Below are 20,275 nucleotides of genomic sequence, written 5' to 3' on the forward strand. Positions count from 1 at the left end.
GAGAGTTATATGTGTTACAAGGTACAACTAATATAAAAATAAATAGATATAAATAACATTTATTAAGTAAGTGATCGAATTAGTTTTGCTTATATATTTAAATAGCAGTATAAACGGAACTCAAAATTTTATTAGCTAGTAATTAAGTTAATAAAAAACCTATTTAAATAATCAAAATAGACACCAACAAAATTAGTATTTTCGCGATTCAAAATGAATAATTTATGATTACTGTAGATCAATTAACAGTTGAATTTAGTGGAAAGGCTTTGTTTAGTGATGTGTCTTTTGTTATTAATGAAAATGACAAAATTGCCTTAATGGGTAAAAATGGGGCAGGAAAATCTACTATGATGAAAATTATAGCAGGAGTTTCTAAAGCTACTAAAGGAGCCGTAAGAAGTCCTAAAGATACAGTAATTGCCTATTTACCCCAGCATTTATTAATGGAAGATAAATGTACAGTACGTGAGGAAGCATCCAAAGCTTTTGAAGCAATTTTTGCAATGAAAAATGAAATGGAATCGCTAAATAAACAGTTAGAAACACGTACTGATTATGAATCGGAAGAGTACATGAAAATTATTGAGCGTGTTTCTGATTTAGGAGAAAGTTATTATGCGTTAGAAGAAGTTAACTACGAGGCTGAGGTTGAAAAAGCGTTAAAAGGATTAGGTTTTAAGCAAAATGATTTTGAAAGATTAACTTCTGAATTTAGTGGAGGTTGGAGAATGCGTATTGAATTAGCTAAAATACTATTGCAAAAACCTGATTTAATTTTATTAGATGAGCCTACTAACCATGTGGATATTGAGTCTGTAATTTGGTTGGAAAACTTTTTATTGAATAAAGCGAAAGCAGTTGTAGTAATATCACATGATAAAGCATTTATTGATAATATTACTAATAGAACTATTGAGGTTACTATGGGGACAGTTCATGACTATAAAGCTAATTATTCCCATTATTTAGAGTTACGGAAAGAACGTAGATCACATCAGTTAAAAGCGTATCAAGAGCAACAAAAAACAATTGCTGATATTAAAGGGTTCATAGAACGTTTTAAAGGAACCTATTCAAAAACGAATCAAGTAGCATCACGTGAGCGAATGTTAGAAAAAATTGTTCCTATTGAAATAGATGAGGTAGATACAACTTCTTTAAAATTACGCTTTCCACCATCTCCTCGTTCTGGAGATTATCCAGTAAAGGTTGAGAACTTAACTAAAAAATACGGTGATTTAATAGTATTTAAAGAAGCAAGTTTTTCAATTGCACGTGGAGAGAAAGTATCTTTTGTTGGAAGAAATGGAGAAGGGAAGTCAACCATGATAAAAGCTATTATGGGAGAAATTGATTTTGAAGGAGAATGTGGATTAGGACATAACGCTAAAGTAGGATATTTTGCGCAAAATCAAGCTTCGTTATTAGATCCTGAGTTAACTGTTTTTCAAACGGTAGATGAGGTTGCAGAAGGAGATGTTCGTACACAAATAAAAAATATTCTTGGTCGTTTTATGTTTGGTGGCGAGGATATTGATAAAAAAGTAAAAGTACTTTCTGGAGGAGAAAAAACACGTTTGGCGATGGTTAAGTTATTGTTAGAGCCTGTAAACGTATTGATTTTAGATGAACCTACAAATCATTTAGATTTACGTTCAAAAGATGTAATTAAAGAAGCATTGTTGCATTTTGATGGAACATTAATACTAGTATCTCACGACCGTGATTTCTTACAAGGATTATCACAAAAAGTATTTGAATTTAAAGACCAACGTGTTATTGAGCACTTTGAAACTATTGATGCTTTCTTGGAACGTAATAATATCAAGGCGTTAAAAGAAATAGATTTGTAGTAGTATAATTATTTATCTACCACTTATCAATTAATTCAAGTAGTCCATTTTTTACACCAGTATAATAATTTCCTTGTTTAAATTCAGGGATTATTTTTTCATCGATTACTTTTTTACAAATTTCATCAGTTAAAATCAATTGAGTACCGGTACCAGTTACAATGGTGATTTTTTTACAAGATTTACATAGTAAGATTGTAAGGCCATTATTTTTTTCAGAAGTTCCAACACCCCAATAGTTTGATAAATCGGTAGCGTATTTTTGAATATCAGTATATGGGGTAATATTGTCAATGGTTACAAGTACTATTTGTCGTGTTGTTTTTAAATTATAGTTATAAATAATATCTGAAAGTTCGTTTATTTGAACAGTAGTAAATAGGTTATCGTAATCGTTAATAAATAATCCTTTAGATTTAGAATTCCTAAATTTCTCAATGGTTGAGAAATCAAACACAGTCGTTAATTGTTGATTTTTAGTATTTTGAACTAGATTTTTACAAGACTGTAAGTTGAAAATTAATAAAAGGGCGCATATTTTAATAACTGCTTTCATGGTATAGCATTTTGTGCTAATTTATATAAAAAGATATTAGAACTTGAAAATTGTAATAGTTAGTTTCGTTTATTAATTGTTTACCCATAGTACTTCTTAAGGTATTTTGCTTGATTTTCAAGTTCAGGGAACAAGGTAGACTCATTAATTCCTAATACATTTAATTCGTTGATTATATTTTCTTTACTATCGTTGTTAATGTTGAAATCTACACCTGTTGAATCAAGATTTAATATCCATTCATTGGGTATTTTAGCTGGTTTGGTTTTATGTCCGTCAATACCAAATATTAAAAAAGCACCACTTTGTTTAATTATCCTATTATTACTCTGTTTTACTTTCACAGCAACAACTCGTTCAATGTCTTCAGGATTGATTATTGATTGAAAGTAAGATTTCTCTTCTTTAATTTCGTGAATCAAGTATCCTATTTCATCGTTAAACTCTTTAGTACTTAAATCCCTTATTTTCTCAACTGAAAAAGAGCTAGGTCTTTTAGCAATGTTAGCAATAACACTTACGGTATCACTGTCGTAATATTTGATATCTTTCTTAGGTACTTTAAAAGCAACTACTTTTCCATCTCTTTTTCCTTTACTGCTGCTTGCAAAGTATAAAGCAACAAGCGGGTTAGTTGTAATATCTAACAGTCGTGTGGGTAAACCATAGTGTTGCATTTTTACTAGTTTTTCTAAAGCACTTTTCTCATTTAAAAAATCTGAAGGGGTTCTTATAATAAATTCTTTGAACAGTTTATTTTCATTAGATATTAATCTTTTATTTCTATAAATGCTTGGTTCTAAACCATAATTCAAATCAGAGTGCCCTCTGAAAAAGAGCTCATAGTTCTTCATTTTTGGAATATTCTGTAATTCCTTTACAAAATCTGCTATATTTCCTATTGCCATTTAGTTTAGGTATTTATAAATAATTTACATCGAAGTTTAAGCATCTAATTTAAGCAATTACAAATCGAATGAGAAACTTAAGAGTACAGTTTCATCAAGTAATAAATTATCACTTTTAAGTTTAGTAAGAAGGCCTATTGTAAAAATATTGAAAAGTGTAAGAAATTTTAACTTTGTAATAGTTGCAAAGAATGTCTTCATCTTATATAAAAGAAGAAAGTTACTTAATAACTTCAAAAGCTAATTTAGGTAATTTGTAAACAATGAATATTTTATTAATTTTGCTCAAAATTTTTTAAAAAAAACTATGAAACAGTATTACTTTTTAGTACTAGTATTTTGCTATGCTTCTTTTTTAACTGCTCAAAACGTTTCTATTCCTGATGCTAATTTTAAAGCATATTTGGTAGGAAATAGAACTATAAACACTAATGGAGATAATGAGATACAAGTGAGTGAAGCGAAAGCCCATAATGGACTTATTTGGTGTATGAATAAAAATATTTCTAACCTAACCGGTATTGAAGCATTTACTTCATTAACAGAATTAAACTGTTCAAATAATCAATTAACAAGTTTAGATGTTTCAAAAAATGTAGCTTTAAAAAACTTGTATTGTGATAACAATAAACTTACGAGTTTAAATGTTTCTGGAGCTACTGAATTAAATAGGTTAAAATGCCCTATAAATAAATTAGGAAGTTTAGATATTTCAAAAAACACAAAACTTACTTGGCTAGATTGTAATACAAATCAACTTGCAAACTTAGATGTTTCAAAAAACACCTTATTAGAAGGATTAAGTTTTTGGAGAAATGAGCTTACTGATATTGACGTTTCAAAAAATATTGCAGTGTATTTTTTAAGATGTTCAGATAATCAGTTAACTAGTTTAGATGTTTCAAAAAACAAGGCTTTAGATAGATTATGGTGTAATAAAAATTATATAAAAAGTATTGATGTTTCTAATGCTAGTAAATTAACTTGGTTAAATTGTACAGATAATAAGTTAACTAGTTTAAATTTAAAAAATGGGAACAATAGCAACATGATTATGTGGGCTGATATTAATCCAAATTTAACCTGTATTCAGGTAGATGATAAAAATACAACAAAACCTAGCTGTAATAAAAATGGGAATGCTGGCTGGTGTATAGATAGTACAGCTAGTTATAGTGAAGATTGTAATACTGCATCTCAAAATGTAAGTATTTCTGATGCTAATTTTAAAAAATACTTATTAAGTAATACTAGTATTAATATAAATGGCGATTCCGAAATTCAAATAACCGAAGCAGAGAGGTTTACAGAAACAATTGATTGTTCTTTTAGAAGCATTAGATCATTAAAAGGGATTGAAGCTTTTATTAATTTAACGGGGTTAACTTGTTGGGGAAATCAATTAAGAAGTATAGATATTTCTAAGAATATAAAATTAACCAATTTACAATGCTTTCGAAATTTAATAACAAATTTAGATGTTTCAAAAAATAAGTTACTAACAAAGTTAGTATGTTCTGATAATTATTTAAGCAGCTTAAATGTTGCAAATAATACTGCTTTGACTGAACTATTTTGCTATAATAACCAATTAAGAAGTATAGATGTTTCTAATAATAAAGAATTAATAAATTTATACTGTTATAAAAACAGGCTGAAAACTCTTAATGTTTCTAGTAATAAAAAATTAAAAGCATTATCTTGTTATGAAAATCAATTAACAGCTCTAGAGGTAAAAGGTGCTACAAGTTTAGTTAGTTTATATTGTATGGAAAATCAACTAACCAGTTTAGATGTTTCTAATAATAAATTAATTCAAAATTTAAATTGTGGAGATAACAAATTAGTGAATTTAAATGTTAAGAATGGTAATAATGGTAGGATAAGAACAATGTTTGCTAATAATAATTCAAACTTAACATGTATTGAAGTAGATAATAAACAGGCTACTTATCCTACATGTTATACAGGAACAAATTACAGAGGTTGGTGTAAAGATACTACAGCTAGTTACAGTGAAACTTGTACTGCTACAGCTAATATTGATGATGTTTTTACTCAAAGAATTTTAATAGCTCCTAATCCAGTAAATAGTAAACTATCTATTAAGCTTTCTGAGACAGATAAAATTAAAAGTATTAGTGTGTTTAACATCTTAGGAGAAGAGCTCATAAAAAGTAAAGAAGTGATTATTGATTTTACAAATTTACCTAGTGGAATCTATTTATTAAAAATAGAAAACACCAATAGTAAAGTGGCTTTAAAAAAAGTATTAAAAGAATAAGTTCGATTCAAAATAACATAAAAAAACTCCAATTGGAGTTTTTTTATGTTTATAGAAGAAATGAATTTTCTTGAACTTTAATATTTATATTCGTTAACTGTAACACATTACAAAAAAAGCAGTACTTATAAAAGTATGTAACCCTAATCAAACAAAATATAATATGAAAAATAAGTTTTTAAGAGTGTTAGCTCTAGTAATTTTATCTGTGCCACTGTGTGCACAAACCTATATTACAAATGTTACAGTAGCTGATGTAGAAAAACAAAGATTAGTATCTAATCAAACTGTAGAAATTACAGATGATATAATAACCTCGATTAAATCTAGTAAAAAAATAAAAATACCTTCTAAAGGGAAAATAATAGACGGAACAGAAAAATTTTTATTTCCTGGATTAACTGATGCACATATCCACTTTTTTCAAAGTGGAGGACTCTATACACGACCAGATGTAATAGACTTGCGAAAAGACATGCCTTATCATAAAGAAATAAAAAATTCTCACACTAAAATGGAGAATAAAATGCAACGATATTTACAGAATGGGATTACAAATGTAATAGATGTTGGAGCAACTTATAATTTATTAAAAGCAAGAGATAAGTATAAAGAAAATAAGAAGAGTCCTTCTGTTTATATGACAGGACCTTTGTTAACAACATATTTACCTAAAGCCTATAAAAACTTAAAAAACGATGCCCCTTTTAATTTAGTGAAAACTAAAGAAGATGGAGTTAAAATGGTAGAAGAACAATTAGCATACAAGCCTGATTTTATTAAAATTTGGTATATAGTTGGTACTGATGGACTTTCAAAAGAAGAGAGTGCACGAAAAAATTTACCAATAGTAAAAGTAATTATAGATAAAGCTCATGAAAATAATTTGAAAGTTGCAGTTCACGCTTCTCAAAGAATTACGGCTCAGTTGGCGGTAGAAAACGGATGTGATTTTTTAGTGCATAGTGTGGATGATGAAGAGTTAAAAGATGATTTTGTTCAGTTATTGTTAAAAAAGAAAACAGTTCTTTGTCCAACATTAGTAGTTTATGATGGTTATATGAATACATTAGGACAAAAGATAAAAATGAGTCATCATGAGTTAGAAAAAGCAGATCCTGATCAATTAGGGTCGTTACTTGATTTAAAACACTTACCAGATACTCTACTTATAAAACGTTATAAGAAAAGTGTTAATTCCATAGCAAGTATTGCTCGCTCTAAAAAAAGTAGGTCAATAATGATGACTAATCTTAAAAAGTTGTCTGATGCAGGAGTTTTAATAGCTACAGGAACTGATGCAGGAAATATTGGAACGTTACATGCTTCTTCTTATTTAGCAGAATTAAAAGCGATGCATAAAAGTGGAATGAATAATTGGCAATTAATAACTGCGTCTACTATAAATGGTGCTAAAGTTCTTAATAAAGAAAAAGAATTCGGAACCGTTAGTGTTGGAAAAAAAGCAAACCTTATTTTGTTAGATGCGAATCCAATTGAAAATATAGAGAATATAACCAAGATTAATAAAGTGATAAACAAAGGAGAGGTTTTTACACCTTCTAAAATACTTCAAACCACTCCTGCTGATTTAGCACAAAGGCAATTAAATGCTTATAACTTAAGAGATATTGATGCCTTTTTAGAACCATATGCAGATGATGTTGAGGTATATAATTATCCAAATAAATTACAATATAAAGGTAAAGAAACAATGAGAAAAGGATATGCTCAAATGTTTAAAAACACACCGAACTTACATTGTGAATTAGTTAGTAGAATTAGTCAAGGAAATATTGTAATAGATAAGGAGCGTGTTCAGTTTGGAAATAGGATATTAGAAGCAGTTGCTATATATCATATTGAAAACAATAAAATTAAAAAAGTTTACTTTATTCAATAACTTTAGAGTAGTTATTTATAAAAGATAAAAGCAAGCCTTATTTATGGCTTGTTTTTTTGTTATTTGAATTACTAGAACCCTTTTTTAATGATTAATCAAATGTGTTTTTTATCATTAAAGTAAAAATATCAACTCTAAATATATTACAATAGACTAAAATACAGTAATTAAAAAAAATAGTAAGATAATCAATAAGAAATACTAGGAGTTAAAACGAAATAAAAAGACTAAAAAAGTGTTAAATTTTGAAGGTTTTTAGTTTGTGTTTCATTTATAGCTTCATTAACTAAATAGATGTATAACAGATTGTTGATTGTTTTTTTTGGTGTTAAAATAATTAGGAATTGTAAAATAATATTATTTCATTTGTGCCCACAAAAGTTAAATGAAAAAATGTGACTAAAATTGCTAATATGTGTCGCATTTCAAGTAAATGTTATTTAAATTAAATTTAATAAAATGAGAATATTAAAGTTCATTATCCCTTTAATTGCTTTTTTGAGTTTTGTAAATGTACAACAAGCAACTGCTCAAGAAACATCAAAAGAAATTAGAAAAAAAATTGGAAATTTAGAAGAAGAGATTCGCGTTAACGAAGAAATGTTAGTAAGTGGAATTGATGGTTTAGAAAGAATCAAGAAAAGATTTTCAAATACAGAAAAAACTAAAAAATCTACACGAAAAGAAATTGAAAGAAAACGTAAAATTTTTGCTAATGTTCAAAGTAGATTAAACACTTTAGATAAAAAAATAAAGAAGCAAAAAAGAACTTTAGTTAATTATAAAGAAGATTTAGGGAAAAAAACGGCTAAAAAAGGAGTAACAAAAGTAGCTAAAGTTAAAACTAAAGTTGAGAAAACTGCATTTCTGAATAACGAAAAAGAATTAGCTGAACGTCAAGAAAGGTTAAAAATAGCAAGAGAAAAGTTAGAAAGAGAAAGAAAAGAAAGAGAAGAGAAATATCGTAAAGAGCAAGAAGAACTTTTAAAAGAAGCTGAAAAGTTAAATAGACTTGATAGTGAGATAAAAGTAGAGAAAGAAAAAATAATCAAGCAAAAAGAAGCAATTAGAAATCAGAAAATTGAGGCGAACCGTGATAAAATCAACGAGTTAGAAGATGATATTATAGTTAATGAAGAGATTTTAATAAGTGGTCAAGAAGGTTTAAAAAGAGCACAGGCTAAATTAGCTAAAGTTAAAGCTGATGATAATGCTACTCAAAAAGAAATAAATAGAAAAGCATCTATAGTTTCTAAAATAAACCAAAGATTAAATAAAATAAAAGCTGAAATTCAAGAGAAAAAGGCAGCAATTGAAAAATTGAAGAACCCTTAAGAATTTAATAGGTTTCATATAATAAAACACCATCAACATTTTGATGGTGTTTTTTGTTTTATGTAAGTACTATTAATTAGAGTAAACTTATGTTTATATGAGTTTTAGTATTTAATAAAAAACGCTCTAAATATTCATTTAGAGCGTTTTTTTAAAAGGTATTATTTTTTGGTACTTAGAATACTAAATCCTTAATTCGTTGTTTAATTGTTTTCTTAATGTCTTTAGGATAACTTCTATCACCATGAAACACATCAGCCATTGCTTCACTAAATTGTTGACCGAATTTTTTTAGTAAAATATTTCTAACTGTTTTTTGTTCGTAAAACCATTTAGAAAGCCATAAACCAGTTTTAATTTCTGGTAATAAGTTTTCTTCTATTTTTTCTATATATAATTTACCAGCAAGCTCATTATTTTTATTACTTTCAAAAATAGCTTCAGCAGCTAATTTCCCACTGTAAATTGCATTAGAAATACCTTCAGCGGTTATAGGGTCAGCAAAACCTGCAGCATCTCCAATTAAAAAGACATTGTTTTTAACAAAACCATCAGTACGAGGAGATACAGGTATTTGAAACCCGTGTTGAGATTCACTAATTACATTTGTAATACCAAGTGTTTCCATATATTCTTGGTAAAACTTTTTTAAATTAATCTTAGTTCTTCTAGCAGAAGCAACTCCTATAGATAAATGATTTTTTTTAGGGAAACTCCATGCGTATCCATAAGGAATAGCATCAATATCAAAACGAACTTCTTTTGATAAACGTTCAAAATCTTCATCAGAAACTTCAACCTCATACTCTAAAGCTGGAATTAATTTTCGAGTATCTTCTTTCCAACCAGCCATTTTAGCTGTAGGGCTTAAAGCACCATCAGCAGCAATTACAAAATTAGCAGTAATATTACCTTGTGATGTTTCTAAAGTGATTAGATTACCTTCAAAAGATAATCCTTTTAACTTGTGGTTTTCTAATAAAGTAGCTCCAAATTCTTTTGCTTTTTGAGTAATAAGATTATCAAAAGAGTCACGCATAATCATAGAAATAGTTGGATCTTCTCTATGAGTTTTAAAATGTAGTTTGTCACCTAAATAAATATCAACAGTATGAAATTCTTTTTCAACTACTTCGTCAATCTCAAAAGGTAAATTTTTACGTCCTCTAAAAACAAAACCACCACCACAAGTTTTATAACGTGGTAACGTTTCTTTTTCTATAATAACAGTTGAAATTCCTTTTTTAGCTAAATGAAAAGCTGTTGAAGCGCCTGAAGGGCCACTACCAATTACAGCTACATCGTAATGTTTCATATGTTTTTATTTGGTGCAGGCAAAAATACATTATTTTTAAAAATAAGAACTAAAATTACCAATTTAAACGACTCATAATAGGGTAGTGGTCAGAAAGTTTATTGTCATTGTATGTTTTAAACTGATTTATAACAGCACTTTTGTCTGTTAAAATAAAGTCAATTCGCATAGGGTATATATAACGAAAGGTTTTTCCAGTACCCAAACCTCCTTCAATAAAAGCATCTTTTTTGTTTTTTGATAATTTTCGATATACCCATGAGTAAGAAGTATTATTAAAATCACCGCACATAATTTTTTTACCTTTCCAGCTATATTCGTGTTTAATAATACTTTCGGTTTGACTTACCTGTTTTTTAAATCCGTTAGATAAACGTTTGAATAAACGTTCAGAACTCTTTTCTCCAAAATTTTCTTTATTAGGATTAATTTTTAAAGATTCGAGGTGTGCATTATATATACGTATGGTATCCATGTTTTTTACAATATCAATAAAAATTGTATTGTTAGCGCTATTTTTAAAATTTAAAGAACCCGAATTTACAATTGGATGTTTTGAATAAATAGCAAGACCAAATTTATTAGTAGCAGATTTTGTTTTTATATATTTATAAGGAAGTTTAATATCTAATAAATCTGATTGATAAAACTCTTGTAGTGAAATAACATCTGGAGATTCATTATTTATAAACTCATAAATTTTTTGTTCAGTAGTAACATCATCATTCCACTTGTAATAATTAAACATCCTTACATTATAACTCATTACTTTTAAATCATTAGTAAGAACTATCTCCTTGTTAGAAAATTTAAGAAGAGGCGGAGCTACAAACCAGCCTATAAGTAAAACAAAAGCTGATAAAAGTGTGTTTTTATGAAGCTTAATTAACCAGTAAATAAGGAATCCTAAATTAGTTAGTACAAGGAAAGGTACAAATAAGCTAAAAATGGTTAATGCGGGTACTGTTTTTGGTGAAATGTAAGGCAGTAAATAAGATAATAGCAAAGCGGTTGCTAATATCGAATTAATAAAAAGTAAAAGAGGGTTTATAATTGAAAGCTTTTTCACACAAATAAATTTTAAAAGTTATGGTCTTATAGTATTTCTTTGGGGAATTCTTAATAAAGAGTTATTTAGTTCTTTCCTTGTTTAAACAAAAACTCTTTTTCTTCTTTAGAAAGTGTTTCGTATCCTGATTTACTTATTTTTTCTAAAATCAGATCAACTTCTTGTTGTGTTTTAGATTTACGTTTTGTTGCAGTAGAGTACGTTGGTTTTTTACCAGATTTATATACAGTTTTTAAAGGTTTTTCTTTTCTTTTAAATAAATCGGTAAAAGGCTTAAAGATATTAAATTGTTTATTACTAGCATATTTTACATACATAAAACCAAATAAAGATCCACCTAAATGAGCAAAATGACCACCTGCATTATTTCCTGATAATTGTATTAAGTCTAATAATACCCATATAAGGGCTAGTTTCCACAAATGTATGAATCCAATAAATCTAATTTTTAATTGATAATTTGGTATATAACTAGCTATTCCTATAAAAATAGCTGAAATACCTGCCGATGCTCCAACAAGAGGTACTAATTGATTTTTAAAAAGAGGGATATAATTATATCCTAATAAAAACAATATACCTCCAGAAACTGTCCCTAGTAGATAGAAATTAAGAAATTGTTTTGAAGTGAAGTATTGTTTAAATAAATGACCTATATAAAACAGGGCAATTAAATTAAATAAAATATGAATGAAGTTAGCATGTAAAAAGCCGTATGTAAAAATAGTCCAAGGTTGTGAAACAAATACATCAAAACTCGAATTAAGAGAAAACCATTTTACAATAATATTTTCACCAGTTTTAAACCATTTACTAAAAACATCGAACATCAATGTAACAAAATAGATGATAAGGTTTACGTAAATTAGTTTTTCAACTATGCCTGCGTGTTTAAATCTATGCTTTATGTTTTCTAATACATCCATCTTTAATAAACGAAAATTAATAGGTAAATTTAAAGAATTTTAAATTGATTTTTTTTCCAATACCAAGCGATTATAAAACCAATAATAGCACCTCCTATATGTGCAAAGTGAGCAATGTTTCCAACAGAGTATTTAGTTAATCCAAAAAATAAATCACTTAAAATAATTAATGGAATAAAGTATTTAGCAGCTATTGGTACAGGAAAAAAGATCATTGCTAGCTTAGCATCAGGAAAAGAGATAGCAAAAGCAACTAAAACTCCATAAATAGCTCCAGAGGCACCTACTGCGGGTGTATGATATAAAGAATAAAATTCACTCATTGTTTTATTAGACAATGTTATTATGTCATCATTGTATTTACCAAATTCTAAAATTTGTTGAATATCAGAAGAAGAAAGACCAAGACTAATTAATTGCTCATAAATATCATTAAATTGATAATAATTAACAAAAGTATATATTAAGCCTGCTCCAAGTCCTGCTGAAAAATAAAAGAATAAAAACTTGTTTTTTCCCCACATTTGCTCTAGCGGAGTTCCGAAAGCCCATAAAGCATACATGTTGAATATTAAATGCATTGATCCACCATGCATAAACATACTAGAAATATATTGCCAAAAACCAAAGTGTTCATTTGTTGGTAGATGTAGTGCAAAAATATTTGTTAAATCCATTTTTAATAGCAATGGAGTTGCAAACATGATTACATTTATAATAATTAAATGCTTAATAGCATCTGTTAATTTAGGCATCTTAAAAAAGTTTTAAAGTGTTCTGAATCATTTAAATAAAGAACGCATATAAAATTAACTATTCTTTTTAATTTTAAAAATTATTTATTTGTTAAAAATAGCATCAATTTCATGTAAGGTTAATGTTTTAAAAATTGGTTTACCAAAAGGAGAAACTGAAGGTTCTTTACAAGAAAATAAATCGTTTACTAAGTTTTCTTGCTCCTTTGTTGATAATAAAGTTCCTGTTTTTATAGCCAATGATTTAGCAAATGACTTAGCCATAACATCAAAATGACTAAAACTTGCGTCTGGAACTTCTAACTTAATATCGTCAAGTAATTGTTCCAATATAAGTGTAATTTGACTTTCTGTAATAGAGGTTGGTATTCCTCCAATTACAACACTCTCCTTGGTGAATTCATCAAACATAAAACCAGCACTTTCTAAATCTGATTTTATGGTATATATCATTTCAATATCAGAAGTAGAAAAAGAAATACTAACTGGGAATAATAGTTGTTGACTACTAGCTTCTTTAACGGTAATGTTTTCTAAAAACTCTTCATACAATATTCGTTGATGGGCTAATGATTGATGTATTAAAACAACTCCAGATTTTATTGAACTTAACAAATATTTTTTTTGAATTTGAAATGTTTTACCTGTTTCAGTTTCTTGGTAAGATTCAAAAAGTTGTTCTTGAGGTACAGGATCTAGAGGTTCAATATTACTAGTGTATAAGGCCTCCCAATTACCTGGGTCTTTTTTAAAGTTAGCCTGATAACTTTGGGTAGAACTTGAAGAAGTATTACTTGAAGAACCAGAATTAATAGTTGGAGTTGATTCGTACTGAGTCTCTGTTTTAAAAGGATTAAAATTAGGGTCTACAGTTATTGGAGGAACAGAAGGAGTTCCTTTTTTACTGTAATCATAAGGTGTGTCTAAATTAGCATCTCTTTCAAAATCTAATACAGGAGCAACATTATATTGACCTAAACTATGTTTTATAGTAGCTCGTAAAATTGCATATAAAGCTTTTTCATTATCAAACTTTATTTCTGTTTTAGTTGGGTGAATGTTAATATCAATGCTGTTTGGAGGTACATCTAAATATAAAAAATAAGAAGGATGTGATCCATTTTCTAAAAGCCCTTCAAAAGCATTTACTACAGCGTGATTCAAGTAAGAACTTTTAATAAACCTATCATTAACAAAAAAGAATTGTTCTCCTCTTTTTTTCTTAGAAAATTCAGGTTTAGCTACAAAACCAGTAATAGTAATGATGTCTGTTTGTTCTTGGATAGGAACCAGTTTTTCATTCATCTTTGGACTAAAAATAGCAACAATACGTTTGCGTAGGTTACTTTTTTTAAGATGATATACTTCATTATTATTATGATGTAATAAAAAAGTAATATCAGGATGTGCTAAAGCTACACGTTGAAATTCGTCAACAATATGTCGAGTTTCAATAGTGTCAGATTTCAAAAAATTACGTCGAGCTGGAATGTTATAAAATAAATTTTTAACAGCTAAACTAGTACCTTTTGCTGTTGAAATAGTGTCTTGAGAAGTAATTTTACTTCCTTCAATTTTTATTTGTGTACCTAACTCTTCATCTTCTTGTTTTGTTTTTAACTCAACATGCGCAATTGCAGCAATAGAAGCTAAGGCTTCTCCTCGAAATCCCTTGGTATTTAAGTTAAATAAATCTTGAGCATCTTTTATTTTAGAGGTGGCATGGCGTTCAAACGATAAACGAGCATCAGTAGTACTCATGCCTTTTCCGTCATCAATTACTTGAATAAGCGTTTTACCAGCGTCTTTTAAAAGCAACTTTATAGAAGTAGCACCAGCATCAATAGCATTTTCTAATAATTCTTTAACAACAGAAGCAGGTCGTTGTACCACTTCGCCTGCAGCAATTTGATTTGCTACATGATCGGGTAATAGTTGTATTATATCAGACATTAATTATCTTTTGATAAAAATATGGATAAGTCAAAATCAATTATAAATAAAAAGAACAACACAAGAACAGCTATAATAATAATTATAGTACTGTTAAGTCCTCCGTTCTTAGAATTTTTAAATTCATCAATAGCTGAATTTAACTTTCCTTTTAAACTTTTTCTCTTTCCTACCGTAGTACGAAATTCATCAAATTTATGTTTAACTTCATACGGATTTCCATCTCCTTTGTAATAACGAGGCGTATAATCGAATTTTTTATTTTCTCTTTTAATAAATCCCATAAAAATTGTTGTTTTTTAGATGAGTTTCTGCAAAAATCACACCATAAAAAGTAAAAAATCAAAGTTACTGAATTAAAGATTGGTGTTCAAACAATGTTGATAAAATAGTATGTGATAAGCAATGGTATTTATCGGTCATGAAAAAGCCAAAAGAAAAATAATTATTTTTCTTTTGGCTTGTAAATACTTTTTGCGCTTGTAAAATTAAAAACCTAATGAACTAGATTTTCTTTCTTGATTTTTAATAGCTGCCATTTTAATAGCCGCAACTGCACATTCAATACCTTTGTTTCCTAGTTTTCCTCCAGATCTTTCAATAGATTGCTGTCTGGTATTATCTGTCAAAACACAGAATATTACAGGAACATCGTATTTAATGTTTAAATCTACTATTCCTTGAGTTACACCTTCACAAACAAAATCAAAATGTTTAGTTTCTCCTTGAATTACATTTCCAATAGCTATGATTGCATCAAGTTTTTGAGATTCAATCATTTTTTTACAACCATATACTAATTCAAAACTTCCTGGAACTTCCCAAGAAATAATATTTTCTTTTTCTGCTCCACAATCAAGAAAAGTTTCAATTGCTCCTTGATGCATGCTGCCTGTTATTTCTGGATTCCATTCAGAAACAACAATCCCAAACCGAAATGATTTCGCGTTTGGGATTGAAGCTTTATCGTAATGTGATAAATTTGTTGTTGCCATATTTTATTTTTTGCTATTACTAATTAAAAGTAATATTAATTGGTAATGGCAGATTTTTTTTAATTATTGTGCGTATTTAGCACTGTTAATGTATTTTTCAATATCTCTTCCTTGATCAGTATTAGAATACTTTTCTTTAATAAGAGAAAAATGTTTTTCAGCCACACTATACTTTTTTAAACTCATAGCAGTTTGACCTGCTTTGAATAAAAATAAAGGTGCTGTGAATTCATTATCTTTTTTAGTAGCAGCTTTTTCATAGTATTCTAAAGCGTCTTCAGCTTGGTTGATATCTGCAAAAGCATCTCCAATAGCTCCTAAAGCAGTAGGGCCTAATAATTCATCATCAGAAGAAAAATTACTTAAATACTCGATAGCCTCTTCGTATTTTTTCATTTTTAAATATGAAATACCAGCATAATAATTTGCTACATTTCCAGCTTTAGTACCACTAAATGTTTCTGCAATATCAGGAAAACCATATTTTCCATCACCACCAGTTAACGCTAAGTTGTATAAAGAATCTGCAACTTTTCCACTAGAAGTAGCAGCCTTATCAAAAAATGTTCTAGGGTATGCTAATTCATTTGAAGCCTCTTTTTCAGTAGGTTCAGCAATAAATTTATTATATCCTAAGTATATTAAAATTAAAGCAGCAACTGCTACTAAACCATAAAACAAAGGTTTGCTGTTGTTTTCAATCCATTGCTCAGATTTATTAGCGGCTTCATCTAAATTATTAAAGACTTCAGCAGTAGTACTTTGTGTTTCGTCAAAAGTTTCTTCTACTTCCTTTACAATCTTTTCTTTTTTAGGTTTATAACCTCTTTTCTTATATGTAGCCATAATTGCTTAAAAATTAGTGCCGACAAAAATAGTTTTTTTAATTGGATTTTAAAAATCGATTTTTCGTAAATTTTCAATAATTTGCGCTACCTTTTTAGAAACACCTTTTTTACATGTATTTGCAGAAAATTTCATTGGTTAATTTTAAAAATATTGAAGTACAAACATTTAATTTTCAAAAGAAGATAAATTGTTTTGTAGGTAACAATGGTATTGGTAAAACAAATGTGTTAGATGCTATATATTATTTATCTTTTGCTAAAAGTTATTTCAATTCTGTAGCTGGGCAAAATATTAGACATGGTGAAGATTTTTTTATGATTGAAGGAGATTATTTATTAAATGAAAGAGTTGAAAAAATTATTTGCTCATTAAAAAGAGGTCAAAAAAAAGTTTTAAAGAGGAATGGAAAGGCGTACGATAAATTTTCTGAACACATAGGTCAATTACCATTGGTAATAATATCACCAGCAGATAGAGATTTGATTACTGAAGGAAGTGATACAAGAAGAAAGTTTATTGATGGTGTTATCTCTCAACAAGACAAAGAATATTTACACAACTTAATATCTTATAATAAAGTACTTGTACAGCGTAATGCGCTATTAAAATATTTTGCTGCGAATAGAACATTTGACGCATTAAATTTGAAAGTATATGATGAACAGTTAATACAGTATGGATCTGTGATTCATAAAAAAAGAAAATTGTTTTTAGAAGAATTTGTACCTATCTTTAATGCAAAGCACTTAATAATTTCTGGAGCTAATGAAAAAGTAGATTTATTCTATAAAAGTCAGTTGAACGATACTTCTTTTGAAGACTTATTAGCACAAAGTTTGGAAAAAGATAGAATGATACAGTACACAACAGTTGGAATTCATAAAGATGATTTAAGTTTTGTAATAGAAGAGTATCCAATTAAAAAATTTGGATCTCAAGGGCAACAAAAATCATATTTAATAGCATTAAAATTAGCACAGTTTGAATTTATAAAACAACAAGCCAATGTGGTACCAATTTTATTATTAGATGATATTTTTGATAAGTTGGATGAAAATAGAGTTGGTCAAATTGTTGATTTAGTTAATGATGATGAGTTTGGTCAGATTTTTATTACTGATACTCATGCTGATAGAACTGAAAATGTAATTAAAAAAAGTAATAAAGAATACCAAATATTTAAACTTTAATATTAAAAAATTAAGAGATGGCAAAAAGAGAGAATGATAGTTTTTCAGTAAAAGACTTAATGGGAAGTTTTATTAAAGAAAATAATTTAAATAAAGGGTTTCAAAAAATTCATATTGAAGAAGCATGGGCAAAGTTAATGGGAACTGGTGTAGCTTCTTATACAGATGGCGTGAAATTACAAAATGGAACGTTAATTGTACGTTTAAAATCTTCGGTATTAAGAGAAGAATTGAGTTACGGTAAAGACAAAATAATAAGAATGATTAATGAAGAAATGGGAGAAGATTTAGTAAAGAAGTTGATGTTGGTTTAAATGAATAAAATAGTAACATTTTTAATACTAATATTGATTTTTTATGTAGGTGTTATTAATTATACAATTTTTTCTTTAATAGGTTTTTATAGTGATGTTTTCTTTGCAATTTTAGTATCAGTAATCATAATAATTTTAACCATAATAAATTGGAAGAAATCATCATTAGTTAATAGAACTTTAAAGTATTTTTCAATAATAATTTCTTTTGGTGTTATGATATTAACTTTCTTGGTAGAAGGTATGGTTGAAGAAGAGTTTATTGTTCTTGATACTATTGAAATTAATAAAATAAAATATAGAGTTCACTATTTTCCACCACAAGGAGTATGGGAATTTGAAAATGGAAAAATTTATATAACTAAATTGAATGAGATGCTCCCGTTTATAGAGAAACATTATTTTTATGGGATTCCCAAATTTATATTAGAAGATGATTTTCAAAAGAAAAATAAAAAAACACAACATAAAAAGGTAAAGAAATTTATAGAAAATGAATTAATTTAACACTAAATAAAAAACTCGCTACATATTTGTAGCGAGTTTTTATATTTTTTAATGCTTTTAATTAAAACATTTCTCTACCAGAAAAATGGAAAGCACCTTCAATAGCTGCGTTTTCATCAGAATCTGAACCATGAACAGCGTTTTCACCAATTGAAGTAGCAAACATTTTACGTATTGTTCCTTCAGCAGCTTCAGCTGGGTTTGTAGCACCAATTAATGTTCTAAAGTCTTCTACTGCATTTTCTTTTTCTAAAATTGCAGAAACAATAGGACCACGAGTCATAAATTCAACTAATTCACCAAAAAATGGACGCTCATTATGAACAGCATAAAATGCTTCAGCATCACTTTTTGTCATTTGTGTTTTTTTAAGAGCTACAATTCTAAATCCTGCAGCATTAATTTTTTCTAAAATTGCACCAGTATGTCCGTTTTCAACTGCATCTGGTTTAATCATTGTAAAAGTTCTATTTGTTGCCATCTTAATAATCTTCTTGTTTTTTAATCGGCGCAAAAATACACTTTTTAATGTTATTAACAAGTTAAGGATACGTTTGACCGATTTCTTGAAGGATAGCATTGTTTTTACCTCGCATTTGAAAAACAACTTTATTACTTGTTAAATCAATAGATAACACACCAAAAGATAAAGAACTTACAACTTTTCCGGTTCTGAATTTATTTTCTTCCGATTTAAAAGAAGTGTAAGAATGTGTTAATCCACTAGAAGTAAAATCGATAATTGGATACGGAACTTCCTTTATTGTAGTTTTAGAAAATTCAGAAATATGTCTGTCTCCTGAAAGAAAAATAACATTTTTTGCTTTTGAAGTTTTAATAAGCTTAAAAAGTTTAGTTACTTCATTTGGGAAGTTTCCCCATTTTTCAAAACCATGTTCTTTTGATAATACTTGAATACTACTTACAATTATATTAAAGTTAGCATTTGAGTTTTTTAATTCATTTTCTAACCATTTCCATTGCTGAGTTCCTAAAATAGAACCATCTTCATGAGTGTTAGGTTGGAATCGTTTACTTCCAGTGCCTTTTGTTAGTTTAGTTCTAAAGTATCGAGAATCTAATACTATTATTTTAACACTATTGTTTTTTGTTTTAAAGGTTTTAGTATGATAAATTCCTTCTTGTTGTCTTCTAGGAGAGTTTTCAGGAACATCTAAAAAATCTAAAAATAATTGTTGGCTTTCTTTCTTCTTTTTGTATTCGAATCCTCCGTCATTTTTTCCGTAATCATGATCGTCCCAAGTTCCTAAAATAGGAGTTGTTTTAGTTAATTTATTATAAAAGAAGCGATTTTTTTGTTGAGTGTATAATCTTTTCATTTTACGCATGCTATTAGTATCGGCATAAATATTATCACCGCCCCATATCCATACATTAGGTTGTAAAGAAGTGATGTCTTGCCAAAAAGGATTTGGCAAATTTTGATTATTACAAGAACCAAAAGCAATGGTGAATTTCTCTTGACAGAAAGAGTTAGTAGTAAATAATAAAACTAGAAATGGTAAAATAAATTTATAACGAATCATGTGTTTAATTTTT

The 20,275-nt window shown here is 28.1% G+C and carries 19 protein-coding genes; 7 read left to right on the top strand and 12 right to left on the bottom strand.

The window, feature by feature from the left end:
• Positions 1-224 precede the first annotated feature (224 nt).
• Positions 225-1,856 (top strand): ABC-F family ATP-binding cassette domain-containing protein, encoded by a 1,632-nt coding sequence (locus ACKTTQ_RS02145; protein ID WP_113786702.1) that lies wholly within the window; start codon positions 225-227, stop codon positions 1,854-1,856.
• A 16-nt stretch (positions 1,857-1,872) separates the two neighbouring features.
• Here ACKTTQ_RS02145 and ACKTTQ_RS02150 read toward each other — a convergent pair whose 3' ends face one another.
• A complete protein-coding gene (locus tag ACKTTQ_RS02150) occupies positions 1,873-2,412 on the bottom strand; it encodes a TPM domain-containing protein (RefSeq protein ID WP_113786703.1) in 540 nt (179 codons plus the stop codon).
• A gap of 80 nt (positions 2,413-2,492) precedes the next feature.
• Positions 2,493-3,320: an FRG domain-containing protein gene (locus ACKTTQ_RS02155; protein ID WP_299135393.1), complete on the bottom strand. Its 828-nt coding sequence runs from the start codon at positions 3,318-3,320 to the stop codon at positions 2,493-2,495.
• Positions 3,321-3,627: 307 nt separating this feature from the next.
• On the opposite strand from ACKTTQ_RS02155, the gene ACKTTQ_RS02160 reads away from it, so the two are divergent.
• The 3 genes from ACKTTQ_RS02160 to ACKTTQ_RS02170 all read left to right on the top strand — a co-directional run bounded on the left by ACKTTQ_RS02160 (position 3,628) and on the right by ACKTTQ_RS02170 (position 8,842).
• Complete coding sequence (locus ACKTTQ_RS02160; RefSeq protein ID WP_408048273.1) at positions 3,628-5,604, top strand: T9SS type A sorting domain-containing protein; 1,977 nt, start codon at positions 3,628-3,630, stop codon at positions 5,602-5,604.
• A gap of 163 nt (positions 5,605-5,767) precedes the next feature.
• On the top strand, positions 5,768-7,507 hold the full coding sequence (locus tag ACKTTQ_RS02165; protein WP_408048274.1) for an amidohydrolase family protein: 1,740 nt from the start codon (positions 5,768-5,770) through the stop codon (positions 7,505-7,507).
• Between the two features lie 459 nt (positions 7,508-7,966).
• The gene (locus tag ACKTTQ_RS02170) at positions 7,967-8,842 is read left to right on the top strand and encodes a coiled-coil domain-containing protein (protein WP_408048275.1); all 876 of its coding nucleotides are present in this window, start codon (positions 7,967-7,969) and stop codon (positions 8,840-8,842) included.
• A 175-nt stretch (positions 8,843-9,017) separates the two neighbouring features.
• Here ACKTTQ_RS02170 and ACKTTQ_RS02175 read toward each other — a convergent pair whose 3' ends face one another.
• From ACKTTQ_RS02175 to ACKTTQ_RS02210, 8 genes are all read right to left on the bottom strand, one after another.
• Positions 9,018-10,157 carry a geranylgeranyl reductase family protein gene (locus ACKTTQ_RS02175; RefSeq protein ID WP_408048276.1) on the bottom strand — a complete coding sequence of 380 codons (1,140 nt, stop codon included), beginning with the start codon at positions 10,155-10,157 and terminating at the stop codon, positions 9,018-9,020.
• A 55-nt stretch (positions 10,158-10,212) separates the two neighbouring features.
• Positions 10,213-11,226, bottom strand: a complete 1,014-nt coding sequence (locus tag ACKTTQ_RS02180) for an endonuclease/exonuclease/phosphatase family protein (RefSeq protein ID WP_113786709.1) — start codon at positions 11,224-11,226, stop codon at positions 10,213-10,215.
• A gap of 65 nt (positions 11,227-11,291) precedes the next feature.
• Positions 11,292-12,152, bottom strand: coding sequence for a rhomboid family intramembrane serine protease (locus ACKTTQ_RS02185; RefSeq protein WP_408048277.1), 861 nt, complete (start codon positions 12,150-12,152; stop codon positions 11,292-11,294).
• A 29-nt stretch (positions 12,153-12,181) separates the two neighbouring features.
• A complete protein-coding gene (locus ACKTTQ_RS02190) occupies positions 12,182-12,907 on the bottom strand; it encodes a rhomboid family intramembrane serine protease (protein ID WP_113786711.1) in 726 nt (241 codons plus the stop codon).
• Positions 12,908-12,991: 84 nt separating this feature from the next.
• Positions 12,992-14,860, bottom strand: a complete 1,869-nt coding sequence (gene mutL / locus ACKTTQ_RS02195; RefSeq protein WP_408048278.1) for a DNA mismatch repair endonuclease MutL — start codon at positions 14,858-14,860, stop codon at positions 12,992-12,994.
• A complete protein-coding gene (locus ACKTTQ_RS02200) occupies positions 14,860-15,144 on the bottom strand; it encodes a riboflavin synthase subunit beta (protein ID WP_093868768.1) in 285 nt (94 codons plus the stop codon). Before ACKTTQ_RS02200 ends, mutL begins: the two co-directional genes overlap by 1 nt.
• Positions 15,145-15,348: 204 nt before the next feature.
• On the bottom strand, positions 15,349-15,855 hold the full coding sequence (gene ribH, locus ACKTTQ_RS02205) for a 6,7-dimethyl-8-ribityllumazine synthase (protein WP_093868767.1): 507 nt from the start codon (positions 15,853-15,855) through the stop codon (positions 15,349-15,351).
• Positions 15,856-15,918: 63 nt separating this feature from the next.
• On the bottom strand, positions 15,919-16,701 hold the full coding sequence (locus ACKTTQ_RS02210; RefSeq protein ID WP_093868766.1) for a tetratricopeptide repeat protein: 783 nt from the start codon (positions 16,699-16,701) through the stop codon (positions 15,919-15,921).
• Between the two features lie 113 nt (positions 16,702-16,814).
• Here ACKTTQ_RS02210 and recF point away from each other — a divergent pair, with 113 nt between their 5' ends.
• Genes recF through ACKTTQ_RS02225 form a run of 3 tightly spaced genes read left to right on the top strand, consistent with a single transcriptional unit; the run spans position 16,815 to position 18,715 of the window.
• Positions 16,815-17,894 (top strand): DNA replication/repair protein RecF, encoded by a 1,080-nt coding sequence (recF, locus tag ACKTTQ_RS02215; protein WP_093868765.1) that lies wholly within the window; start codon positions 16,815-16,817, stop codon positions 17,892-17,894.
• 17 nt (positions 17,895-17,911) lie between these two features.
• A complete protein-coding gene (locus ACKTTQ_RS02220; RefSeq protein ID WP_093868764.1) occupies positions 17,912-18,208 on the top strand; it encodes a DUF721 domain-containing protein in 297 nt (98 codons plus the stop codon).
• Positions 18,209-18,715 (top strand): hypothetical protein, encoded by a 507-nt coding sequence (locus tag ACKTTQ_RS02225; RefSeq protein WP_408048279.1) that lies wholly within the window; start codon positions 18,209-18,211, stop codon positions 18,713-18,715.
• Between the two features lie 61 nt (positions 18,716-18,776).
• Here the strand turns inward: ACKTTQ_RS02225 and ACKTTQ_RS02230 are convergent, their stop codons facing one another.
• Together ACKTTQ_RS02230 and ACKTTQ_RS02235 are read right to left on the bottom strand one after the other, a co-directional pair.
• Positions 18,777-19,196, bottom strand: coding sequence for a nucleoside-diphosphate kinase (locus ACKTTQ_RS02230; RefSeq protein WP_093868762.1), 420 nt, complete (start codon positions 19,194-19,196; stop codon positions 18,777-18,779).
• Positions 19,197-19,257: 61 nt separating this feature from the next.
• On the bottom strand, positions 19,258-20,262 hold the full coding sequence (locus tag ACKTTQ_RS02235; RefSeq protein ID WP_093868761.1) for an alkaline phosphatase D family protein: 1,005 nt from the start codon (positions 20,260-20,262) through the stop codon (positions 19,258-19,260).
• Positions 20,263-20,275 lie beyond the last annotated feature (13 nt).

This window comes from Tenacibaculum halocynthiae, assembly GCF_964512825.1.
Lineage (GTDB): Bacteria > Bacteroidota > Bacteroidia > Flavobacteriales > Flavobacteriaceae > Polaribacter > Polaribacter halocynthiae.